The organism is Micromonospora sp. NPDC048835 (assembly GCF_040649995.1).
GTDB lineage: Bacteria > Actinomycetota > Actinomycetes > Mycobacteriales > Micromonosporaceae > Micromonospora.
Window position 1 is genome coordinate 22,256 of the sequence record NZ_JBEZGM010000034.1, and the last position, 21,359, is coordinate 43,614.

General features: G+C 72.0%; 17 protein-coding genes. 8 read left to right on the forward strand and 9 right to left on the reverse strand.

Annotation, left to right across the window (positions count from 1 at the left end; all coding sequences use genetic code 11):
* Nucleotides 1-3: 3 nt before the first annotated feature.
* Nucleotides 4-1,917 carry a glutamine--fructose-6-phosphate transaminase (isomerizing) gene (glmS, locus tag AB0C15_RS28530; RefSeq protein WP_357357043.1) on the reverse strand — a complete coding sequence of 638 codons (1,914 nt, stop codon included), beginning with the start codon at nt 1,915-1,917 and terminating at the stop codon, nt 4-6.
* A 258-nt stretch (nt 1,918-2,175) separates the two neighbouring features.
* On the opposite strand from glmS, the gene AB0C15_RS28535 reads away from it, so the two are divergent.
* Nucleotides 2,176-3,366 carry a pyridoxal phosphate-dependent aminotransferase gene (locus AB0C15_RS28535; protein ID WP_357357090.1) on the forward strand — a complete coding sequence of 397 codons (1,191 nt, stop codon included), beginning with the start codon at nt 2,176-2,178 and terminating at the stop codon, nt 3,364-3,366.
* Between the two features lie 9 nt (nt 3,367-3,375).
* Here the strand turns inward: AB0C15_RS28535 and AB0C15_RS28540 are convergent, their stop codons facing one another.
* Nucleotides 3,376-4,008, reverse strand: a complete 633-nt coding sequence (locus AB0C15_RS28540) for a PadR family transcriptional regulator (protein ID WP_357357045.1) — start codon at nt 4,006-4,008, stop codon at nt 3,376-3,378.
* A 94-nt stretch (nt 4,009-4,102) separates the two neighbouring features.
* Between AB0C15_RS28540 and AB0C15_RS28545 the strand changes: the two genes are divergently transcribed.
* Nucleotides 4,103-6,922 (forward strand): FtsX-like permease family protein, encoded by a 2,820-nt coding sequence (locus tag AB0C15_RS28545; RefSeq protein WP_357357047.1) that lies wholly within the window; start codon nt 4,103-4,105, stop codon nt 6,920-6,922.
* Nucleotides 6,923-6,924: 2 nt separating this feature from the next.
* A complete protein-coding gene (locus tag AB0C15_RS28550; protein ID WP_357357049.1) occupies nt 6,925-7,671 on the forward strand; it encodes an ABC transporter ATP-binding protein in 747 nt (248 codons plus the stop codon).
* 18 nt (nt 7,672-7,689) lie between these two features.
* On the opposite strand, the gene glmM is transcribed toward AB0C15_RS28550, so the two are convergent.
* The 7 genes from glmM to AB0C15_RS28585 all read right to left on the reverse strand — a co-directional run bounded on the left by glmM (nt 7,690) and on the right by AB0C15_RS28585 (nt 13,167).
* Entirely contained in the window at nt 7,690-9,045 is a 1,356-nt protein-coding gene (gene glmM, locus AB0C15_RS28555; protein WP_357357051.1) for a phosphoglucosamine mutase, read from the reverse strand.
* A 118-nt stretch (nt 9,046-9,163) separates the two neighbouring features.
* On the reverse strand, nt 9,164-9,637 hold the full coding sequence (gene rpsI, locus AB0C15_RS28560; protein ID WP_357357053.1) for a 30S ribosomal protein S9: 474 nt from the start codon (nt 9,635-9,637) through the stop codon (nt 9,164-9,166).
* 20 nt (nt 9,638-9,657) lie between these two features.
* Nucleotides 9,658-10,101 carry a 50S ribosomal protein L13 gene (gene rplM / locus AB0C15_RS28565; protein ID WP_053653864.1) on the reverse strand — a complete coding sequence of 148 codons (444 nt, stop codon included), beginning with the start codon at nt 10,099-10,101 and terminating at the stop codon, nt 9,658-9,660.
* Between the two features lie 209 nt (nt 10,102-10,310).
* Nucleotides 10,311-11,693 (reverse strand): nitrate/nitrite transporter, encoded by a 1,383-nt coding sequence (locus AB0C15_RS28570; RefSeq protein ID WP_357357055.1) that lies wholly within the window; start codon nt 11,691-11,693, stop codon nt 10,311-10,313.
* Between the two features lie 146 nt (nt 11,694-11,839).
* Nucleotides 11,840-12,133 carry a type II toxin-antitoxin system PemK/MazF family toxin gene (locus AB0C15_RS28575; RefSeq protein WP_357357058.1) on the reverse strand — a complete coding sequence of 98 codons (294 nt, stop codon included), beginning with the start codon at nt 12,131-12,133 and terminating at the stop codon, nt 11,840-11,842.
* Nucleotides 12,123-12,380, reverse strand: coding sequence for a DUF6364 family protein (locus AB0C15_RS28580; protein WP_357357060.1), 258 nt, complete (start codon nt 12,378-12,380; stop codon nt 12,123-12,125). The genes AB0C15_RS28575 and AB0C15_RS28580 overlap by 11 nt, the downstream gene beginning before the upstream one ends.
* Nucleotides 12,381-12,468: 88 nt before the next feature.
* Nucleotides 12,469-13,167 carry a class I SAM-dependent methyltransferase gene (locus AB0C15_RS28585; protein WP_357357062.1) on the reverse strand — a complete coding sequence of 233 codons (699 nt, stop codon included), beginning with the start codon at nt 13,165-13,167 and terminating at the stop codon, nt 12,469-12,471.
* Between the two features lie 580 nt (nt 13,168-13,747).
* Here AB0C15_RS28585 and AB0C15_RS28590 point away from each other — a divergent pair.
* From AB0C15_RS28590 to AB0C15_RS28610, 5 genes are read left to right on the forward strand one after another with little or no spacing between them, the layout of a single operon-like run.
* On the forward strand, nt 13,748-15,922 hold the full coding sequence (locus tag AB0C15_RS28590) for a molybdopterin oxidoreductase family protein (RefSeq protein ID WP_357357064.1): 2,175 nt from the start codon (nt 13,748-13,750) through the stop codon (nt 15,920-15,922).
* On the forward strand, nt 15,919-17,358 hold the full coding sequence (locus AB0C15_RS28595) for an FAD-dependent oxidoreductase (RefSeq protein ID WP_357357066.1): 1,440 nt from the start codon (nt 15,919-15,921) through the stop codon (nt 17,356-17,358). The genes AB0C15_RS28590 and AB0C15_RS28595 overlap by 4 nt, the downstream gene beginning before the upstream one ends.
* On the forward strand, nt 17,355-19,886 hold the full coding sequence (gene nirB / locus AB0C15_RS28600; RefSeq protein WP_357357068.1) for a nitrite reductase large subunit NirB: 2,532 nt from the start codon (nt 17,355-17,357) through the stop codon (nt 19,884-19,886). The genes AB0C15_RS28595 and nirB overlap by 4 nt, the downstream gene beginning before the upstream one ends.
* Nucleotides 19,883-20,230, forward strand: coding sequence for a nitrite reductase small subunit NirD (gene nirD / locus AB0C15_RS28605; RefSeq protein WP_357357070.1), 348 nt, complete (start codon nt 19,883-19,885; stop codon nt 20,228-20,230). Before nirB ends, nirD begins: the two co-directional genes overlap by 4 nt.
* Nucleotides 20,230-21,318 carry a uroporphyrinogen-III synthase gene (locus AB0C15_RS28610; RefSeq protein ID WP_357357072.1) on the forward strand — a complete coding sequence of 363 codons (1,089 nt, stop codon included), beginning with the start codon at nt 20,230-20,232 and terminating at the stop codon, nt 21,316-21,318. Before nirD ends, AB0C15_RS28610 begins: the two co-directional genes overlap by 1 nt.
* Nucleotides 21,319-21,359 lie beyond the last annotated feature (41 nt).

Consider the following 21,359-nt stretch of genomic DNA (forward strand, 5'->3'; position numbering starts at 1 on the left):
TGGTTACTCGACGGTGACCGACTTGGCCAGGTTGCGGGGCTGGTCCACGTCGTGTCCCCGGGCGTTGGCGATCTCGGCGGCGAGCACCTGCAACGGCACGGTGGTGACGAGCGGGGCCAGCAGGGTGGGCGTACGCGGCACGTAGATCAGGTGGTCGGCGTACCTGACGACGGCCTCGTCACCCTCCTCGGCGATGACGATGGTCCGAGCGCCCCGGGCCCGGACCTCCTGGATGTTGGAGACGACCTTGTCGTGCAGCATGCCGCGGCCCACCGGGGAGGGCACCACGCAGATCACCGGGGTGCCCTTGTCGATCAGGGCGATCGGGCCGTGCTTCAGCTCACCGGCGGCGAAGCCCTCGGCGTGCATGTACGCCAACTCCTTGAGCTTCAGCGCGCCCTCCAGGGCCACCGGGTAGCCGACGTGCCGGCCGATGAACAGCACCGTCGGCTCGGACTTGAGCTCCCGGGCCAGCTCGCGGACGGGCTCGATCCGGTCGAGCAGCTCCCGCAGCTTGCCGGGGATCTCCTGCAACTGCGCGACCACCGCGCCCACCTCGTCGGCGAACTTGATCCCGCGCACCTGGGCCAGGTGCAGGCCGATCAGGTAGCAGGCGACCACCTGGGTGAGGAACGCCTTGGTGGATGCGACGGCGATCTCCGGCCCGCCGTGGGTGTAGAGCACGGCGTCGGACTCGCGGGGGATGGTCGAGCCGTTGGTGTTGCAGATCGCCAGCACCCGGGCCTTCTGCTCCTTGGCGTGGCGCAGCGCCATCAGGGTGTCCATCGTCTCGCCGGACTGCGAGATGACCACGATCAACGTGGACCTGTCGAGCACCGGGTCGCGGTAGCGGAACTCGCTTGCCAGCTCCACCTCGCACGGGATCCGGGTCCAGTGCTCGATGGCGTACTTGGCGACCATGCCGGCGTGGTAGGCGGTGCCGCAGGCCACGATGAAGATCTTGTCGACGTCGCGCAGATCCTGGTCGCTGAGACGGACCTCGTCGAGGGCGATCTCGCCGCTCTCGGTGAGCCGGCCGAGCAGCGTGTCGGCGATGGCCTGCGGCTGCTCCTCGATCTCCTTGAGCATGAACCAGTCGTAGCCGCCCTTCTCCGCGGCCGAGGAGTCCCAGTCGATGTGGAAGTCCTTGCCGGTGGCGGGCTGGCCCTCGAAGTCGGTGATCTCGATGCTGTCACCGGTGATCAGCACGATCTGGTCCTGGCCCAGCTCGACCGCTTCCCGGGTGTGCTCGATGAACGCGGCCACGTCGCTGGCCAGGTAGTTTTCCCCGTCGCCCCGGCCGACCACGAGCGGCGAGTTGCGCCGGGCGCCGACGACCGCGCCGGGCACCGCGGCGTCCACCGCGAGCAGGGTGAACGCGCCCTCCAGCCGCTGGCAGACCACCCGCATGCCGGCGGCGAGCAACTGCGGGCCGTCGGGTTGGCCGGCGGCGCGCAGGTCGGCAAGCGCGGCGGCGAGCAGGTGCGCGGCGCACTCGGTGTCGGTGTCGCTCGCGAACTGGACGCCGTCGGCTTCCAGCTCGGCGCGGAGCTTGGCGAAGTTTTCGATGATGCCGTTGTGGATGACCGCGACCCGCCCGTCGGGGGCGACGTGTGGGTGGGCGTTGCGGTCGGTCGGGCCACCGTGGGTGGCCCACCGGGTGTGCCCGATGCCTGTGGTGCCGTCACCGATGCCGATCGGGCTCGCTGCGCAGGAGGTCGGGTCGTCGGCGGCCCGCTCGGACAGCACCTTCTCCAGGTTGGCCAGCTTGCCGGCCTTCTTCTCGGTCAGCAGCCGGTCGTCACAGACGATCGCGACGCCTGCCGAGTCGTAGCCGCGGTATTCCAACCGCCGCAGCCCGTCGAGGACGATGCCGAGTGCGGGGCGCGCGCCCGCGTATCCCACGATTCCACACATGGCCCGCAGCCTAACGCAGTTTCACTCACGATGGGTGCTCGAAAGTCGGGTTATCAATCACGGAATTTGAGCGATCGGTGGCTGGAGCGTCGCAACCGGGACGACCTTCGCCCCCCATCCCCAGCTCGTCCGTCCCATACCCACTCCCGCCCGGAGCAGCCATCTCCGACGCGCCCGGCGGCCTACCCGCGCGGTCGGTCGAGGCGAGCAGGGGCTGGGGTTCGGGCGGCCGGTGGCCGTAGGCTGGCGCAGGTGACGATGAGCACCGATGTCGACCCGCTGGTGGCCCGGATGCGGCCGTTCGGCACGACGATCTTCGCCGAGATGTCCGCCCTCGCGGTACGCACCGGCGCGGTCAACCTCGGCCAGGGGTTCCCCGACACCGACGGCCCACCGGAGATGCTTGCCGCCGCCGCCGAGGCGCTGCGCGGCGGGCAGAACCAGTACCCGCCCGGCCCGGGGATCCCCGCCCTGCGTGCGGCCGTCGCGGCCCATCAGCGGCGGTTCTACGACCTGGGGTACGACCCGGACGGCGAGGTCGCGATCACGGCGGGCGCGACCGAGGCGGTCGCGGCGAGCATCCTCGCGCTCTGCGAACCGGGCGACGAGGTGGTGTGCTTCGAGCCGTACTACGACTCGTACGCCGCCTCGATCGCGCTCGCCGGGGCGGTCCGCCGACCGGTGACGCTGCGTCCCGCGGCCGACGGCCGGTACGCCTTCGACCCGGCGGCGCTGCGCGCGGCGTTCGGCCCGCGCACCCGGCTGGTGCTGCTGAACTCACCGCACAACCCGACCGGCAAGGTCTTCACTGCGGCCGAGTTGGCGCAGGTCGCCGAGTTGTGTCAGGAGTTCGACGCGTACGCGGTCACCGACGAGGTGTACGAGCACCTGGTCTTCACCGACGCGGCGAGCCCGCATGTGCCGCTTGCCACCCTGCCGGGGATGCGGGAGCGGACCCTGCGCATCTCGTCGGCCGGCAAGACGTTCTCCTGCACGGGGTGGAAGGTCGGCTGGGTGAGCGGCCCGGCGGCGCTGATCTCGGCGGTGGTGCGGGTGAAGCAGTTCCTCACCTACGTCAACGCCGCGCCACTGCAACCGGCGGTGGCCGTGGCGCTGGCCCTGCCGGACGACTACTACACCGGCTTCCGGGACAGCCTCCAGCAGCAGCGTGACCAGCTCGTCGGTGGGCTGACCGACGCCGGGTTCGAGGTGCTCGACTCGGAGGGGACGTACTTCGTCACCGCCGACATCACCGCCCTCGGCGGCCGGGACGGCATGGAGTTCTGCCGCTCGCTGCCAGAGCGCTGCGGTGTGGTGGCGGTGCCCACCCAGGTCTTCTACGACGATGCCGACGCGGGTCGGCGGCTGGTCCGGTTCGCCTTCTGCAAGCGCCCGGAGGTGCTGACCGAGGCGGTCACCCGGCTGCGCGCCCTGCGCGAGCGTCGCTGACCGACGGGGTCAGCCGGCGGCCTGGGCCGGGCCGGCGCCATCCGCCGATGGGGGCGAGGATGCGTCGGCGGTGGGCGACGTGAGCTGCGACGGTATGACCGCGAGGGTGGCGAGCAGTTCGCCACCCTCGGCCAGCAGCACCGCCTCGGCATCGTCGACGAAGGCGAGGTCGGCCTCGACGTGCCGGCTCGCCGCGGCGAGCAGCAGCCCGACCACCGGGTCGGCGGCCTTGCGGCGCAGCCCGTCCAGATTGCGCAACTCGCGAAGCAGATACCCACGTTGGTTGCTGAGCACGGTGCGGACGGTCTGCACGGAGCCCGACCGGGCGGCGGCAGTGACCTTGAGGAAGAAGTCGTCCCGGAAGCCGCCACTGCGCGGGCTCGGCTCGTCGAGCCAGCGGCCGAGTTCGGTACGCCCGGCCGGCGTGATCTGGTAGACCACCCGGTCGGGTTTGACCTGCTGGGCCTGCCGCTCGGCGACGACCAGGCTGTCCCGGGATAGCCGATCGAGGATCTGGTAGAGGTGGCCGATGTTGAGCGGCCCCCACTGTGGCCCGGCGGCGGCCTCGAAGGCGCTCTTCAACTCGTAGCCGTAGCTCGGGCCGCGCGCGAGCAGCGCCAGGACCGCGTGCTGGATCGCCACTGTTCTCCTCCGTGTCCGCTGACCGACCGGGCCAGGTCTTGCATTGTGACAATGTAACGCGCAGAGTGTGGAGTAGCACACGGGGAGGCGCGACATGCTCGGGTTCATCTGGGCGCAGCTACGCGGCCGTGCTGGTCGGTCGGTGGCGCTGCTGACAGGGGTGCTGGTGGCAACCACCGGCTTCATCGTTCTGACCGGCGCCACCACCACCTCCCGTCTCGACGTCACCGGCTCGCTGGAGCGCAACACCCGCGCCGCCTACGACATCCTGGTCCGTCCCCAGGGGACACGCACGCCGCTGGAGGTCGACCGTGGGTTGGTTCGTCCGAACTACCTGTCCGGCCTCTTCGGTGGCATCACCCCCGCCCAGTACGAGCAGGTGAAGCAGGTCGCCGGCGTCGACGTGGCCGCTCCGATCGCCATGCTTGGTCACTCGACCTCGTTCGTGCGGGTCCGGTTCGACCTGACCGATGCGGTCGACCGCTCCCTGGATCAGCAGGTCATCCGACTCGATCCCACCTTCACCGCCGAGCGCGGGCTCTCCACCGCCCCCAGCAGCCCGCGCTACGTGTACGTGACCAAGCGCCCGCTGCTCTACCCGGAGGGGGACTACGGCGCGAACTCGTCCTCGATCCCGTACTCGGACGGCCGGTCGTATCCGCACGACATGTACTGCGGCGACGTCCCACGGGAGGTGCTCCCCGACGGACGGAGCGAGCCGATCTGCGACCCCTACCTGACCCCGAAGCCGTCGAACGGTGGGCTGACCTCCGAACGGGAGGACTGGAGCGTCGACACCGTCCGGCTGCTGCCCGACGGGCGCTTCGAGGAGAACCAGTGGCGCGACGGACGGGCCGAACGCGTCGCCACCGACCGACTGGTGAACACCTACCGGATGACGGTGCCGTTCCTGCTGGCGGCCGTCGACCCCGCCGCGGAGCAGCGTCTCGTCGGCCTCGACGACGCGGTCACCGAGGGCCGCTCTCTCCGGCCAGACGACACCGCCACCGAAACCGCCGTCCCGAACCATGTGCCCGACCGGTCCATCCCGGTGTTGAGCACCAGCCGCCCCTACATCGACGCCACCGTGCGGTCCGCGCTCACCCGGCTGCCGCAGGCGCGGCCCGCCGGGCTCAGCGTCGCCGACCTGGAACAGGCGCTCGGCGACGCCACCGGGGTCAAGGTCGGGACCGAGGAGTACGCGCTTGCCGACGGGTACCGCGACCTGCTCGCCGAAGGGCTCTCCCCGGCCGGCTGCTGCTGGGGCGAGTTGCACTCGATCATGCAAGCGGGTCCCCCGGAGTACGACCGACTCCCCGACGGCACCCTGCGTGCCGTCGCGCGACCGCCATTCGATCACGCGGTCTACGGCAACGAGAACAACCTCAACTTCGGCTCCCGTCCGTGGCTTGCCGACGACAACAGCTTCCGCCCGATGAGTGCGCTCCCTCAGCCGCCGTCGGGTGTGATCCGGTCCTGGCAGGCCGTCGGCGTCTTCGATCCGGAGAAGCTGCGCGGGTTCAGCGACCTGTCGCGGGTGCCGCTGGAGACGTACGAGCCGCCCCGCACCGACGGTGCCGACGAGCGTAGCCGCCAGGCCCTTGGCGGCCGGCCGTTGGAACCGAGCGGCAACCCCGCCGGCTACCTCTCCGCACCGCCCCTGCTGCTCACCAGCCTGGGGGCGGTGCCGGGGCTGCTGAAGGGTGATGACACCCCCACCCGGACAGCACCGATCAGTGCGATCCGGGTTCGGGTCGCTGACGTCGCCGGCTACACCGAACGGTCCGCCGAACGGGTCCGGCTCGTCGCGGAGCGGATCGCCGACGAGACCGGGCTGGACGTCGATCTCACCTTCGGCTCGTCTCCGGCCCCGCAGACGGTCGAGCTGCCGGCGGGCTCGTTCGGCCGGCCCGAGCTACGGCTGACCGAGCCATGGTCCGCGCTCGGGGTCGCCTCGGTGATCACCAAGGCGGTCGACCGCAAGAGCCTCGTCCTCTTCGGGCTGGTGCTTGTGGTCTGCGCGCTGTTCCTCGGCAACGCGGTCTCCGCCGCCGTCCGGGACCGCCGCCCCGAACTGGCGGTGCTCGCCTGCCTGGGCTGGTCAGCACGGCGGATCGCGACGCTGGTCCTCGGCGAGGTGGCCGCGCTGGGGTTGGTCGCCGGCCTGCTCGCCCTCGGGCTGGCGTTCCCGTTGGCCGCCGCGCTGAACATCGAGATCGGCTGGCATCAGGCAGCGCTCGCCGTACCGGTGGCTCTGCTGCTGGCGCTGGTGGCGGGCGTGGCCCCGGCGCTGCGGGCTGCGGGTGCGCACCCGGCCGCCGCGCTGCGGCCCATGGTCGCCCCGGCCCGGTGGGTGCGGCGGCCGAGAAACCTCTTCGGGATGGCAGTGGTCAACCTGGTCCGCACCCCCGGGCGCACGCTGCTCGGGGCCGGAGCGCTGGCCATCGGGCTGACCGCGTTGACAGTGGTCAGCGCCGCCGCCTACGCCTTCCGTGGCGCGATCGTCGGCAATCTGCTCGGTGACACCGTCTCGCTGAACGTACGGGGTGCGGACACCCTGGCCGCAGTCGTCACCGTCCTGCTGGGCGCGGGTGCCGTCGCCGATGTGCTGTACCTGAACGTCCGGGACCGCGCCGCCGAGTTGTCCACGCTGCGTGCTGTCGGCTGGACGGACACCGCGCTGAGCCGCCTGGTGGGTTACGAAGGGTTCCTCATCGGCGCGCTCGGGGCGGTGGCCGGCGCCGGTCTCGGGCTCGCCGGGGCCGCCTGGCTGGTCGGCGATCTGCCGGCCGCCCTGATCATGGTCGCGGCCGCCGTGGCCCTCGGCGGGGTGCTGCTCACCTGTCTAGCGGCGCTCGTGCCGGCCGCGTTGCTGCGCCGGCTCCCGACCGCACGGCTACTCGCGGAGGAGTGACGATGGAGGCACCCACCGGCAGCACGGTCCGGACTGTCGGGCTGAACCGGCAGTTCCGTACCGGCACGGAAAAGTTGACAGCTGTCGACGACGTCTCGTTGGAGATCATGGCTGGGTCGGTGGTGGCGCTGACCGGTCCCAGCGGCTCGGGCAAGTCGACACTGCTGCACCTGATCGGCGCCATCGAGCAGGCCGACAGCGGCACCGTCACCGTCGACGACGTGGAGATCACTTCGCTGCGCCGTGCCGCACTGGCCCGCTACCGGCAGCGGGTCGGGTTCGTGTTCCAGCGTTACCACCTGCTGCCCGCACTCACCGTGCTGGACAACGTGATCGCTCCCGTCCTCCCCCGCCGGGGCCTGGCCGATCACGCGACCCGAGCCCGCGAACTGCTCGACGCGGTCGGCCTGGCCGGCCGAGAGCGCGCCCTGCCCGCGCAGCTCTCCGGTGGCCAGCAGCAACGGGTCGCCATCGCCCGGGCCCTGATGGGGGCGCCGGGCCTGCTGCTGGCCGACGAGCCCACCGGCAACCTCGACTCCACCACCGGTGGGCAGATCCTCGACCTGCTGCTCGACCTCCGTGACCGGCACGGCATGACGATCCTGCTGGCCACCCACGAACAGGCCATCGCGGCCCGCTGTGACCGGCTGGTCCGGCTGACCGACGGACGCGTCACCGAGGACCTCGACCTCACTGACGGTGAGGACCCCGCCGACACGTACGGGCGGGCGACCCAACTGCGGTTGTGAGGCCGCCCGGAGGTGACCTCAGGCGACCGGGCTCGCGGTGCGCACCAGCTCGGCGATCCGCTCGGCGACCTCACGCGCGGTCGCCTCGGTGGCCGCCTCCACCATCACCCGGACCAGCGGTTCGGTGCCCGACGGGCGCAGCAGCACCCGGCCGGTCTCGCCCAGCTCCGCCTCGGCCCGCTCGACCTCGGCGCGTACGGCGGGGGCGGCGGCACCGACGGTCCGGTCGCCGACCGGCACGTTGATCAACACCTGGGGCAGCTTGGTGACCACCGAGGCCAGCTCGGCCAGGGACTGGCCGGTGGCCGCCATCCGGGCCATCAGGTGTAGGCCGGTGAGGACCCCGTCGCCGGTGGTGGCGTGCGCGGGCATGACGATGTGGCCGCTCTGCTCACCGCCGAGCGCCAGCCCGGAGGCGCGCAGTTCCTCGAGCACGTACCGGTCGCCGACCTTGGTCTCGACCAGCCGGATGCCCTGCGCGGACATCGCGAGTCGCAGCCCGAGGTTGCTCATCACGGTGGCCACCAGGGTGTCCTGGGTGAGCGTGCCGGCGTCCCGCATGGCCAGCGCGAGGATCGCCATGACCTGGTCGCCGTCCACCTCGTCGCCGTCGGCGGTGACCGCCAGGCAGCGGTCGGCGTCGCCGTCGTGGGCGATGCCCAGGTGGGCGCCGTGCTCGACCACAGCGGCGCGCAGCGCCTCGATGTGGTTGGACCCACAGTCGTCGTTGATGTTCAGACCGTCGGGCTCCGCGTGGATGGCGACGACCTCCGCACCGGCCTCCCGGTAGGCGACGGGGGCGACCTCGGCGGCGGCGCCGTTGGCGCAGTCGACCACGACCTTGATCCCGTCGAGCCGGTGCGGAACGGTGCCCACCAGGTGCTGGACGTAGTGGTCGGCACCGTCGAGCAGGTCGTGCACGCGGCCGACGCCCGCGCCGATCGGCCGGTCCCAGGCGGTGGTGGCGTTCGTCTCGACGGCCGCCTCGATCTGCATCTCGATCTCGTCGGGCAGCTTGTGGCCACCGGCGGCGAAGAGCTTGATGCCGTTGTCGGGCATCGGGTTGTGTGACGCGGAGAGCATCACACCCAGGTCGGCCTTGGCCTCGGCGGTGAGGAACGCCACCGCGGGGGTGGGCAGCACGCCGACCCGCACCACGTTGGCGCCGGCACTCGTCAGACCGGCGACCACGGCGGCCTCGAGCATCTCGCCGCTGGCCCGGGTGTCCCGCCCGACGACGGCGAGCGGCGGATGGCTGCGGTCCGTCTCGGCGAGCGTGTGCGCGGCGGCCACCGCGAGCGCCAGCGCCAACTCCGGGGTGAGATCCGCGTTCGCCCGCCCGCGTACGCCGTCCGTGCCGAACAACCGACCCATACCCGCCAACCTCCGAATGAGCACTGCAAGTGAGGAGAAAGCGGAACGGCCGACCCACCTCCCCCGCAGAGGGGAGGCGGACCGGCCGTCCGTCAGAAGTACAACGCGCTGGGAAAGATCAGCGCTTCGAGTACTGAGGAGCCTTACGGGCCTTCTTGAGGCCGTACTTCTTGCTCTCCTTGACCCGGGCGTCCCGGGTGAGGAAGCCGGCCTTCTTCAGGGCCGGGCGGTCGTCCGGCTCGTTGATGATCAGCGCGCGGGCGATGCCCAGCCGCAGCGCACCGGCCTGGCCGGTGGTGCCGCCGCCACGCAGGTTGGCGATCACGTCGAACTGCTCGAGCTTCTCGGCGGTGACCAGCGGGTCCTTGATGAGCTGCTGGTGCACCTTGCTCGGGAAGTAGGCCTCGAGCTCCTGGCCGTTGCAGGTGATCTTGCCGGTGCCCGGGACGATGCGGACCCGGACGATGGCCTCCTTGCGGCGGCCCACGGTCTGGATCGGCCGGTCACCACGAGGCGCGCGGGCGACGGGCGCCGGCGCCTCGGTGGCCTCAGGGGCTTCCGGGGCGACCTCGGTCTCGATGATGTCGGTCATGCTGCTTCCTTCGCCCGCGCTCACTGCGCGATCTGCTTGATCTCGAACGGCACCGGCTGCTGCGCGAGGTGCGGGTGCTCAGCACCGGCGTAGACCTTCAGCTTCTTGATGAGCTGACGGCCGAGCTTGTTGTGCGGGAGCATCCCCTTCACAGCCAGCTCGATGGCCCGCTCGGGGCGCTTGGTCAGCAGCTCGTCGTAACCGATCTGCTTCAGACCACCCGGGTAACCGGAGTGGCGGTAAGCGACCTTGGTCTGGCGCTTGTTGCCGGTCAGCGCAACCTTGCCCGCGTTCACGATGACGACGAAGTCGCCCGTGTCGACGTGCGGCGCGAAAGTCGGCTTGTGCTTACCACGCAGCAACGTGGCGGCGTGGGTGGCCAGGCGGCCCAGCACGACATCAGAGGCGTCGATGACGTGCCACTGACGCTCGATCTCACCCGGCTTCGGGCTGTACGTACGCACAGGTCTACCTTGTCTCGTCGTCGGTCTGGGGTCGCGCGCCGAGGTGACCAGATCTTGCAGGCCGGACCAGCGCGCACGAACGACCAAGCGTACCTGATGGGGCACGCCTCTGGATGTCGTACAACAGCAGGCAACGATACCCGGCGCCCCGTGCGCAGGTCAAAACGGGGGTGCGGTGCCGCGCGGCGACGCGCCGTTGGTGACTCAGCTCACACGTTGGCCCACCGACCCGCCCTCGGCCGCCGGTAGACGACCCAGGTGATCGCGAAACACAACGCGTACCAGCCGATGAAGGCCAGGTAGGCGGCGTCGGCGTTGCCCGAGCTGAGGAACGACTGCCGGAACGCGATGTTGACGAGCACCCCTCCGAAGGCGCCGACCGCACCCGCGACGCCGATCAGCGCACCGGTCATCCTGCGCGCCCACCGCGCGGCGGCCTCCGGACCACGCTCACCCGTGGCCACCGCGTCCGCCGCCCGGGCCCGGAAGATCGCCGGGATCATCTTGTACGTGGAGCCGTTGCCGACGCCGGAGAAGACGAAGAGGGCGATGAACCCGGCCAGGTAGAGCCCGAACGAGCGCTCCCGGGCCGCGTACAGCACGGTGCTCGCGCCGGCCGCCATCGCCACGAAGTTCCAGAAGGTCACCCGGGCCCCGCCCAACCGGTCGGCGAGGTGCCCACCGAGCGGCCGGATCAGCGAGCCGACGAGCGGGCCGAGGAAGGTCAGCCAGGCGGCGTCGACCGGGGTGGGGAACCGCTCGGCGAACTGGAGCTGGAGCACCTGCCCGAAGGCGAAGCCGAAACCGATGAACGAGCCGAAGGTACCGATGTAGAGCAGTGACATCACCCAGGTGTGCGGGTCACGGGCCGCGTCACGCAACGCGCCGGGCTCGTTGCGGGCCCCGGGCACGGTGTCCAACCAGCGGGCCGCCGCCAGCGCGGCCAGCACGATCAGCGGCAGGTAGACCGCCGGCACCAACCGGGGGTACGCGGCGCCCGCAGTCGCGAGGACCGCCAGACCGACAAGCTGCACGGCGGGTACGCCCAGGTTGCCGCCGCCGGCGTTGAGCCCGAGGGCGCGGCCCTTGAGATGCTGGGGGTAGAACAGGTTGATGTTGGCCATCGAGGAGGCGAAGTTGCCGCCGCCCACCCCGGTGAGGCAGGCGAGCACCATCAGGGTGGAGTAGGACACCCCGGGTTCCAGCAGGACCGTCATCGGCACCGCGGGCACCAGCAGCAGCAGTGCGCTGATGATCGTCCAGCGTCGTCCGCCGAAGCGGGCCACCGCGAGCGTGTACGGCAGCCGCAGCACCGCGCCGAGCGCGGCCGGCACGGCGGTGAGCAGGAACTTCCCGGCCGGGTCGATGCCGTACGCGGGGCCGAGGAAGAGCACGGTGACCGACCAGAGACTCCACACCGAGAAGCCGACGTGCTCCGCGAAGATCGAGACCCAGAGGTTGCGCCGGGCGATCGGCGCGCCGGTGGTTCGCCAGAATTCCGGGTCCTCCGGGCGCCAGTCGTGCAGCGGCTGGCGGCGGCCGGTGACGGCGGGCGGCTCGGCGGTGACTGCGGTGCTGGTGAGCGTGCTCACGGCGGCTCCTCCTCGTCGGTGTGACGAGGGGAAACGCTAGGAACACCCGGTTACCTGGCAGTGCCCGTCACGGGTCGGGCCGGAAACGGGGATCGCACCACGGGCCGGCGGCGATGGTGAGCACGCGGTCGGGTCTGCTGTCGCGGTCAGAGCTGCTGGAGGATGCGTAACGCACGGCCGACCCGGAGCATGGTGTCGGTGTCGGCGACGTCCACGCACTCGGTGAACCACTTCTTCATCGGTGAGGAGATCCGGTCGGGCATCACCACGTACCGGCCCATCGAGACGGCGAGCGGCGAATCCCGCAGGAGCGACTCCTCGACCACCTCGACCACGATCACGATGGGCACGCCTGTGGAGTTGTAGACGTCCGAGCTGATCACGAGGCCGAGGCGTTCCCGGGCGCCCTCGATGCGCCAGATCTCACCCCTACGCAGCACGCGGCCGTCCGTCGGAGAACAGGTCGTTGACCATGCCCACCTCGCGGGCGTCGGCGAGGGCGGCGGACTCCAGATCCAGGCTGGCGCGGCCCACGGCGTCGGCGTGCGCGGTGAAGACCTCGCGCAGCGCCTTCTCCCGGGCGGCCTGGTCCATCCACGCGGAGAGCGACAGCCCTTCGCGCTTGGCGAACCGCCGCGCCTCCTCGATCGTCTCGTCGGTGAACGAGAGAGTCACCTTGGCAGTCATGCCGAGCAGATTACCCACCGGTGTGACCGACAGTCATCCCCGCGCGCACCGCTGCGCCACCGGCGGAGAAACGCACATTACGCCGGGCTCACCCGGCCGCCCGACCGCCGAACACCGCGAAGCGCCACTCCTTGAAGTAGCAGTCGACGTCGACGAGGCCCGCCTCGGTGAGCCACCGGCACTGGTCGGCCACGCTCGCCGGGCGGTCGTGACGCATCCGTCCCTGGGAGGCCGCGATCTCGTCGGGGGACGCACCCAGCTCGGCGATCCGCTCCAGCCACACCTCGTCGTAGCGCCGGTCCAGCTCCGCGGTCGGGCCGGCCACCTGCTCGGCGTTGACGAACACCCCACCCGGCACCAGCGCGGAGGCAGCCCGCCGGTAGAGCGCACGCTTGCCGGCGTCGTCCAGGTGATGGATCGCCAGGGCGCTGATCACCGCGTCGTACCGGCCGGGCGGCAGCTCGTCGGCCAGGTCCGCCTGCACGGTCCGGTGCGGCACGGACCGTGCGTCCAACTGGTCGGTGGCGCGGGCGAGCATCGCCGGAGCACCGTCCACCAGGGTCAACCGGACACCGGGCACCGCGGCGGAGAGCAGCAGCGAGAGCAGGCCGGTGCCCGCGCCCAGATCCAACACCTCCGGGGTACGCCCCGCGGCGAGCGCGGCCCGCAGCGGCGGCGCTGCCACGTCGACGGCGGTGCCGTAGAAGGCGTCGAAGCACGGAATCAGCCGCCTGCGCGACTCGTCGTACGTGCCGGCCAACGCGTTGAAGACGTCCGCCACGCCCATCGCAGCCTCCCATAATTTGAGACAACTTTCCCACAGTATAGACGGCGCGCGGTGAACGACCCAGACCCCGACCATGCCGATGGGCATCCGGGGGACGTGTTCGCGCCCCGGGACGCCCGTCCCGCGCAGATCTTGGACACAGCCCGCCCAGCGGACGGAAACTGTCCAAGATCTCTGTCGGCGAGCACACGCGGCGACCTCTTCCGGCGCCGGGCGACCGTGGATGGACGGTTACGAGCTGGCCGCGAAGGGTGACGCGCTCGCCCGCCGCTCCCTGCCGTGTTCGCCGGCTCAGCTGCGCCTCGCACACCGCCACGACGTGCGCTCACCACCCACGAGGCGACGTGCGCTCACCACCCACGAAGTAACGTGCGCTGCCCCTTTGGAGCTGATGTCGCAAACGAATCGGCCGCCGATGTCGCAAACGATTCAGCTCCACAGGCTCCGACCCTCACCCCCGCAGACTCCGACTCACACCCTCCAACGCGTTCGCTGCCCCGGTGCGGTGTGAGCCCCACTTGACAGGACCGAAACAGAAGGGACCCGGACCGGAAACCGCCCGGCGGCACGCTTTTCCGACATGACAGACGGTGCACGGCCGGCGACTGCACCGGGGCGGACGCCCCGGGAAGTGGCGACGCACTGCCCGTACTGCGCACTGCAGTGTGGGATGACGCTGCGCGCGGACGACGCCGGGGTGACGGTCCACCCGCGCGAGTTCCCCACCAACCGGGGCGGGCTCTGCCAGAAGGGGTGGACCGCCGCCGAACTGCTCGACCACCCGGAGCGGTTGACCACCCCGCTGGTGCGTGACCCGGCCACCGGCGAGCTGCAGCCGGCAAGTTGGGACGCCGCGCTCGACCGGGTGGTCGCCGGCATCCGCGCCGTCCAGGACGACGCGGGCCGGGACGCGGTCGCCGTCTTCGGCGGTGGCGGCCTGACCAACGAGAAGGCGTACGCGTTGGGGAAGTTCGCCCGGATCGGGCTGCGTACACGACACATCGACTACAACGGACGGTTCTGCATGTCGTCGGCGGCAGCCGCCGGGATGCGCGCCTTCGGGATCGACCGTGGGCTGCCGTTCCCGCTCGCCGACCTGGGCCGGGCGGACACCCTGCTGCTGGTCGGGGCGAACCCGGCGGAGACCATGCCGCCGCTGGTGCGCTGGCTCACCGAGCAGCGCCGTAACGGCGGGAAGCTCATCGTCGTCGACCCCCGGGTCACCGCCACCGCCCGCCAGGCCGACCTGCACCTGCAACCGCTGCCCGGCACCGATCTCGCGGTGGCCAACGCGCTGCTGCACATCGCCCTCACCGAGGGTTGGGTCGACCGGGCCTACGTGGCCGACCGCACCACCGGGTTCGACGAGGTCCGCCGGGGTGTCACCGCCTGGTGGCCGGCCCGCGCGGAACAGCTCTCCGGGGTGCCGGTCGCCGACCTGGAGGCTACCGCCCGCGCGCTCGGCACCGGTGGTCGCGTGATCATCCTGACCGCACGCGGCGCCGAGCAGCACGCCAAGGGGGTGGACACCGTCACCGCGTACGTCAATCTCGCTCTGGCCCTCGGTCTGCCCGGCCGGGCCGGCTCGGGGTACGGCTGCCTCACCGGCCAGGGCAACGGCCAGGGCGGCCGGGAGCACGGGCAGAAGGCCGACCAGCTCCCCGGCTACCGGAAGATCGACGACCCGGCGGCCCGGGAGCACGTGGCCCGGGTCTGGGGCGTGCAACCCGACGAGCTGCCCGGCCCGGGGGTGCCCGCCTACCAACTGCTCGACTCACTCGGCACCCCGGGCGGCCCGCGCGCGTTGCTGGTGTTCGGGTCGAACCCGGTGGTCTCGGCGCCCCGGGCGGCCCGGGTCGAGGGCCGGCTGCGCGACCTCGACCTGCTTGTCGTCGCCGACCTTCTGATCTCCGAGACGGCCGCGCTTGCGGACGTGGTGCTCCCCACCGCGCAGTGGGCCGAGGAGGACGGCACGATGACCAACCTCGAAGGTCGGGTGCTGCGTCGGCGCGCGCTACGTCCGCCCCCGCCCGGCGTCCGCACGGACCTCGCCATCATCTCCGACCTGGCGGCGCGGCTGGCCGCCACTGAAATGACGGACGCCAACCCGTCCGACGCCGACCCGCCCGACGTGCGACCGGCCGCCGTCGCGGCGGCCCGGTTCCCGGCCGACCCGGCCGCCGTCTTCGCCGAGCTGCGCCGCGCCTCCGCCGGTGGGGCCGCCGACTACGCCGGCATCAGCTGGGACCGGATCGACACCCACGACGGCGTCTACTGGCCCTGCCCGACCGAGGACGGGCCGGACACCCCACGACTGTTCGCCGAGAGGTTCGCCACCCCGGACGGCCGGGCCCGCTTCCACAACGTCGACCACCGGCCGGCCGCCGAGGAGGTCTGTGCCGCGTACCCGCTGCACTTCACCACCGGCCGGGTGCTGGCGCAGTACCAGTCCGGCACCCAGACCCGACGGGTGGCCGCGCTGCGGCGCGCCGCCCCGGAGGCGTTCGTCGAACTGCACCCCGACCTGGCCGCCCGGCTGGACATCGACGACGGCGACCCGGTGCGGGTCACCTCACGACGAGGGGAGTTCTGCGCCCCGGCCCGGCTCAGCGCCGGGATCCGACCCGACACCGTGTTCGCCCCGTTCCACTACGCGGGGGCGGGACGCGCCAACTCGGTGACGAACGACGCGGTGGACCCGATCTCCGGGATGCCCGAGTTCAAGATCTGCGCGGTCCGGGTGGAGAAGGCATGACCGCCCGGGTGGTCATCGTCGGTAACGGGATGGCGGGCGCGCGCCTCGCCGGTGAGCTGCACGCCCGGGAGGGCGACCGGAAGGTCACCGTGCTCGGGGCGGAGCCGCACCGCGCGTACAACCGCATTCTGCTCTCCACCCTGCTGGCCGGGCGGATCGGCGAACCGGACGTGGAGCTGACCGAAGCCGCCGGGCACGGTGTCGACCTGCGCAGCGGTGTGCCTGTGGTCGCCGTCGACAGATCCGCCCGGGAGGTCCGCACCGACGACGGCGAACGCATCGGGTACGACCACCTGGTGTTGGCCACCGGCGCCCGCGCGGTGGTGCCGCCACTGCCCGGCCTCGACCCGGCAGCCCTGCCGGAGCGGGTGGTTCCCTTCCGGACCCTCGACGACTGCCGGCGGATCCTCGCCGTCGCCGACGGCGCCCGCAGTGCGCTGGTGCTCGGCGGTGGGCTGCTCGGCCTGGAGGCCGCCCGAGGGCTGGCCACCCGCGGGCTGGCCACCACCGTCGTGCACCCGAGAGCGCACCTGATGGAACGACAACTGGACCCGACCGCCGGCGCGGTGCTCGCCGGCACACTGGCCGGCTTCGGGGTCAGCGTCCAACTGGGGGTGTCGGCGACCGGCGTGGCCGCGGACGCGAACGGCGTCCGCCTCGACCTGGCCGACGGCCGGTCGTTGCGCGCCGACCTGCTGGTGCTCTCCTGCGGGGTACGACCGGACACCGCCCTCGCGCAGGCCGCCGGTCTGACCGTGCGGCGTGGCGTGGTGGTGGACGATCGGCTGCGCACCAACGACCGGTCCATCTCCGCGATCGGCGACTGCGCCGAGCACGACGGTGTGCTCACCGGGCTGGTCGCGCCCGCCTGGGCTCAGGCCCAGGTGCTGGCGGACGTGCTGACCGGTACGGAGCCGTTGGCCCGGTACCGGCCCCGGCCGGTGGTGACCCGGTTGAAAGCCGCCGGGATCGACCTGGCCTCGATGGGTGAGGCGGCAGGTGGTGGGCCCGGCGAGGAGTTGACCTTCGCCGACCCGACCCGGGGCACGTACGCCCGGTTGCGGATCCGGGACGAGCGGCTGATCGGCGCGATCCTGCTCGGCGACAACCCGGCGGTCGGCACGGTGATCCAACTCTTCGACCGTGGTCAGCCGGTGCCGAGTGACCGGCGGGCGCTGCTGCTGGGCCGGGCACTCGGCGCGGTCGGCGCGACCCCGGCCGCCTCACCGGCGCTGATGCCGGACGCGGCGACGGTCTGTCAGTGCAACACGGTGAGCAAGGGCGCGCTGGTCAGGAGTTGGCGCTCCGGCGCCCGGACCGTCGATGCGGTGGTGGCCGCGACCCGGGCCGGCACCGGCTGCGGCGGCTGTCGGGACGCGGTGAGCGGCATCGTCGACTGGCTCAGCCAGGCGGAATCGGTGGAGGTGACGCGATGAGCGGCGGCGAACTGGTCGTCATCGGCAACGGCATGGTCGGGCAGCGTTTCGTGGACGCGCTGCGCGCCCGTGACCCGCAGGGAAGCTGGCGGGTGACCGTGCTGGCCGAGGAGGGGCGCCCGGCGTACGACCGGGTGCGGCTCTCGGCGTACTTCGACGGGGTGAGTGAGAGCGACCTCAACCTGCACACCCCGCACGACGGGGTGCGACTGCTGCTCGGCGAGCCGGCCGTCGCCGTCGACCGGGACCGGCAGGTGGTGACCACCGCGGTCGGCGAGTACCGCTACGACGCGCTGGTGCTGGCCACCGGGTCGTACGCGTTCGTGCCGCCGGTGGCCGGCACCGAACTGCCCGGGGTCTTCGTCTACCGCACCCTGGACGACCTGACGGCCATCCGGGAGTACGCCCAGGGCCGGCGGGCCGGTGCGGTGATCGGTGGCGGTCTGCTCGGTCTGGAGGCCGCGAACGCCCTACGGCTGCTCGGCCTGAGCACGGACGTGGTCGAGTTCGCGCCCCGGTTGATGCCGGTGCAGGTGGACCAGGCCGGTGGCGCGATGCTCCGCCGTTACGTCGACGAGTTGGGCGTACGGACCCACCTCGGGGTGGCGACCACCGCGATCCGGCCCGGCCCGGACGGCGGTGTCGCCGCCCTGGAACTCTCCGACGGCACCGCGATCGACGCCGAACTGGTGGTGGTGGCCGCCGGCATCCGGCCCCGGGACCAGTTGGCCCGGGACGCCGGTCTGCCGCTCGGCCCACGCGGTGGGGTACTCGTCGACGCGACCTGCCGCACCGCCGACGAGCGGATCTGGGCTGTCGGAGAATGCGCGGCCGTCGACGGCACCTGCCACGGTCTGGTCGCACCCGGGTACGCGACGGCCGAGGTGGTGGCCGATCGGCTGGTCGGCGGGGCGGCGACCTTCCCGGGCGCGGACACCGCCACCAAACTCAAGCTGCTCGGCGTCGACGTGGCCTCGTTCGGCGACGCCCACGGCGCGACCGAGGGGTGCCTGGACGTCACGTTCACCGACCCGGCCACCCGGGTCTACGCGAAGCTGGTCCTCTCCGACGACGCGCACACCCTGCTCGGTGGGGTGCTGGTCGGTGACGCCAGCGCGTACCCGACGTTGCGGGCCAGTGTCGGCGGCCCGCTGCCGGCCGCGCCGCTGGCGCTGCTCGCCCCCGAGGGCGGCGGCGCGGACGCCGGGGCGCTGCCGGCCACCGCACAGGTCTGCTCCTGCAACGCGGTGACCCGGGGCGACGTGGACGCCGCCATCGCCGGCGGTTGCGCGGACGTACCGGCGTTGAAGGCGTGCACCCGGGCCGGCACCAGTTGCGGCTCCTGCGTGCCGATGCTGAAGCAACTCCTGGACGCGGCCGGGGTGGAGCAGTCCCGCGCGCTCTGCGAGCACTTCGACGTCAGCCGGCGGGAGCTGTTCGAGATCGTCCGGGTACGCGGCATCCGCACCTTCTCCCGGCTGGTCGCCGAGCACGGTCGGGGCCGTGGCTGCGACATCTGCAAGCCGGTGGTGGCGTCGATCCTCGCCTCGCTCGGCAGCGGGCACGTGCTCGACGGCGAACAGGCGTCCCTACAGGACACCAACGACCATTTCCTGGCCAACCTGCAACGCGACGGCAGCTACTCGGTGGTCCCCCGGATCCCCGGCGGTGAGATCACCCCGGAGAAGCTGATCGTGATCGGTGAGGTCGCCCGGGACTTCCAGCTCTACACGAAGATCACCGGCGGTCAGCGGATCGACCTGTTCGGGGCGCGGGTGGAGCAGCTGCCGCAGATCTGGCGACGGTTGGTGAACGCCGGCTTCGAGTCCGGTCACGCGTACGGCAAGGCGCTGCGCACGGTGAAGTCGTGCGTGGGCGAGACCTGGTGCCGGTACGGCGTACAGGACTCGGTCGGGCTGGCCGTCGCCCTGGAGCTGCGCTATCGCGGGTTGCGCGCCCCGCACAAGCTCAAGTCGGCCGTCTCCGGCTGCGCCCGCGAGTGCGCGGAGGCGCGCAGCAAGGACTTCGGCATCATCGCCACCGAGACCGGGTGGAACCTCTACGTCGGCGGCAACGGCGGCTTCCGGCCCCGGCACGCCGACCTGTTCGCCACCGACCTGTCGACCGACGCGCTGATCACGCTTATCGACAGGTTCCTCATCTACTACATCCGCACCGCCGACCGGCTGCAACGCACCGCCGGCTGGATCGAGGCGCTGGACGGCGGCCTGGACCACCTGCGCTCGGTGATCGTGGACGACTCGCTCGGGCTCTGCGCGGACCTCGACGCGGCGATGGCCCGACACGTGTCGTCGTACTCCGACGAGTGGCGTGACGTCCTGGACGACCCGGACCGGTTGCGCCGCTACACCTCCTTCGTCAACGCCCCCGACGTACCGGACCCGTCGATCACCTTCACCAGGGAACGCGGCCAGCCGGTGCCCGTACGCGACCAACCCCCGACCGGATCCGAGCCGACGAGCCGTCGGCAACCGGTCACCCTCGGCCTACCGGAGGTACGGCGATGACCCAGACCCTGACGCTCACCTGGACCACCGTCTGCCTCCTCGACCGGTTGGAACCGGACCGGGGGGTCGCCGCCCTGGTCGACGGGGTGCAGATCGCCCTCTTCCGAACCGTCGACGGGCTGTTCGCGATCGACAACCGCGACCCGGTCTCCGGGGCGTACGTGCTGTCCCGGGGCATCGTCGGCAGCCGAGGTGGCGTGCCGACGGTCGCCTCACCGCTGCACAAGCAGGTGTACGACCTGCGCACCGGGCACTGTCTCGACCTGCCCGGGGTGGCCGTCGCCCGACACGACGCGCGGTGTCGTGACGGGCTGGTCGAGGTGCGGCTGCGACAGGAGGCTTGATGCGGGAAGAACTGGCGGGTTTCACCATCGGGGTGACCGCCGACCGGCGGCGCGACGAGTTGGCCGCGCTGCTCGAACGCCGGGGCGCCCGGGTGGTGCTCGCCCCGGCGTTGCGGATCGTGCCGCTCTCCGACGACACCGAGCTGCGTGAGGCGACCCGCGCCTGTCTCGACCTGCCGCCGGACATCCTGATGGCCAACACCGGCATCGGCATGCGCGGCTGGCTGGAGGCGGCCGAGGGCTGGGGGCTGGCCGAGCCACTGCGCTCGGTGCTGGCCAGTTCGTACGTGGTGGCTCGCGGCCCCAAGGCACGCGGCGCGATCCGGGCGGCCGGGCTGCACGACCAGTGGTCGCCGGCCTCGGAGAGCTGCGACGAGGTGGTCGACCACCTGCGTCGGCGCGGGGTGGCCGGGCAGGTGATCGCCATGCAGTTGCACGGCGAGCGGCAGCCCGAGTGCACGCTCGCGTTGGAGGCGGCCGGCGCCACGGTCATCGAGGTGCCGGTCTACCGCTGGGCGCCGCCGACCGACCCGGCACCGCTGCACCGCCTGATCGACCTGATCGCCGGTCGGCTCGTGGACGCGGTGACGTTCACGTCGGCGCCGGCGGCCGAGGCGTTGCTGCGGGCCGCCGGTGACCGCACCGACGCGGTGCTGTCCGCGTTGCGCAGTGACGTGTTGGCCAGTTGCGTCGGCGCGGTGACCGCCGAGCCGCTGTTGCGGCACGGGGTGCCGGTGAGCGCACCCAGTCGGGCCCGGTTGGGCGCGCTGGTACGGACCATCGTCGACGAACTGCCCCGCCGGACCGTGACGTTCAAGGCCGGTGGGCACCTGCTCACGTTGCGCGGGCACGCCGCGGTGATCGACGGCGAGCTGCGGCCACTCGCGCCCGCACCGATGGCGGTGCTGCGGGCGCTGGCCCAGGCCCCGGGCCATGTGCTGTCCCGTACGGCGCTGCTGCGGACGCTGCCCCGGGGCGCCGACGAGCACGCCGTGGAGATGGCCGTCGCCCGCCTACGGGCCGGCCTGCGCGCGCCCCGCGTGGTGCAGACCGTGGTGAAGCGCGGCTACCGGCTCCGGGTCGACTGAACGCGTCACGACCGGCTCGTGTGCCGGCCGTGACGCGACGG